The 1,845-nt window shown below is 32.4% G+C and carries 1 protein-coding gene and 1 pseudogene; both read left to right on the top strand.

Annotated features, from left to right (window positions below; genetic code table 11):
• Window positions 1-272: 272 nt before the first annotated feature.
• Window positions 273-380, top strand: a pseudogene (locus CJF42_RS25865) (IS982 family transposase); the annotation flags it as partial.
• A gap of 269 nt (window positions 381-649) precedes the next feature.
• Window positions 650-1,558, top strand: coding sequence for a hypothetical protein (locus CJF42_RS25860; protein ID WP_095369354.1), 909 nt, complete (start codon window positions 650-652; stop codon window positions 1,556-1,558).
• Window positions 1,559-1,845: the final 287 nt, after the last annotated feature.

Below are 1,845 nucleotides of genomic sequence, written 5' to 3'. Positions count from 1 at the left end.
CGGGTTATTGAGGTGTTACTAAATTTGTTTCAAAATTATATAAAAATATTTTGTATATCAATGGATGTCGTGAAACGGATTAAATAAAGAATGACAAACACAGCCAAAGTGATATTAATTCAGTCAGTAAAATTACTATCACTAACGTCATTCATTGTTACAAGCCTAAGTCTAACTAACCTCAACTCGGGATTAAAATTTGAACTAATAGCCCACCTTGTGATCAGATCTTTCGATGAAGAAGCGATTTGAACACTACAAACGGTGGGCGTATGGACAAGTTAGTTGAAATATTTTGTGATGTCGATGATTTTTGTGCTGTTTTCATGCCTCAATGGGAAAAACAATTATTGTCCGATGGGACTAGAAAAAGGCAACGTAAAGTATAAACCAATAATCCAAATTCTATTGTAGGAATGTCTAATTTGGATTATTGGTTTATACGACATTCAATTTTGGATTTAATTACATTGGAACTTAGAATAAACAAAATATTTCTATATATAGAATTTTAGCATTATGTTACTTTAATAATAGACAAAAACACTCTGAATTATCAGTAATCCAAATTCTAGTGTAGAAATGTCTTTTTTTATTTATTTACAATGATGTAAATGATGTATAAATTTAAAAAATAAGGAAATAGTTAATGAGTTTGATAAAATCAATAGCAAGTATAACCCTTCCGCTTGGGATTTTTTTTTCTAATAACGTTTTAGCATTAGTTGCACCGCCTACCAAAGTACAGTGCGACTCCTGTATTACTGATATACAATTCACTAATCAAGTTCGACAGTATTCTGTATTAAATCATGATAAATATGTAAGCGTTCTTAACTTTGACACTTTAGATTATCGAAAATATAAAGTTAAAAAACTGTCTCGAGTAGAGTGTGAAACAGAAGGAGAGCCTGATGGCAGAGGAGGCACTTACAAATATTGTCGCAATGTTGAATCACATAGCATAGAGAGTGTGTCCAATACAGCTTCTGATAATCTTGTATTTGAAGATATGCGCCAGGGTGTTCAGGAAATAAAAGATTTTAATGATTCTGTTTCTGACATTACAGTTCCTGAAGAGTCAATGAAATCTGGTTGGGAAATTGTCGGAATACCAGCTAAAGAGCAAAATTTGATTTTTCTTTTAAATCAAAATGGAGGCAGTCAATTTGCAGCGAAGTCTCGCTCTTATTTTGATGTAATACTTAGGACCGGAGGTGTGCTTCATGACGTTCCAAGAATCCAATTTAACTTGAGTGATGGTTCAAAACTCTTTATAAGTCCAGATTTTAGAACTACTGATAATAAGATAGTTTATAAGGCAACTAACCTGATTGACTTTGACGGCAATAGAATTGACTTAACTAAAGACACAAGAGCTCAATTAATGAACGTAGGATTCAATTTTTCAAATAACGTGGCATTTCAAGCTTTTAAAAGAACAATTCAAATGAAAGGGTTCGTTGTTGGTTCTAAAATACCAAAAAAAATTACAACCACGATTATTGTTGTTTCTTGTTCTAGCGGAGCAGGTAATCCATGTAGAAGTGTTGATTAAATGTTTTTGGACCCCATAAATAACTCTGTGTAACTGCCAGTGTTATATAAAGTCTTTTAAACGGTCTACGAATTCAATCATAAGTCGATTCAAGGCCGTTTTCCAGTCTGGAATGGGCATAGTCCATTTCTTCGTTGCATTTTCAATTGCTAAATAAATTATATTTTTAGCTGATGTAAGCCGAGAATCAATTTTGGATTTAATTAACCCCCAGTTCGGGATAAAATCATTTATTTTAGGGAACTAATTACCTGTTCCAAGATCCTAACTTTTAAAATTGTGTAAGC

It is taken from the genome of Pseudoalteromonas sp. NBT06-2, from assembly GCF_002276045.1.
In the GTDB taxonomy this organism is placed as follows: domain Bacteria; phylum Pseudomonadota; class Gammaproteobacteria; order Enterobacterales; family Alteromonadaceae; genus Pseudoalteromonas.
The sequence above is the reverse complement of the archived record's forward strand: the minus strand, read 5'-3'. Positions and strand labels throughout refer to the sequence as shown.

What these genes read in the sequence shown, in the direction of transcription:
- CJF42_RS25860 (WP_095369354.1), top strand. Translation starts at nt 650, where the DNA reads ATGAGTTTGATAAAATCAATAGCAAGTATAACCCTTCCGCTTGGGATT.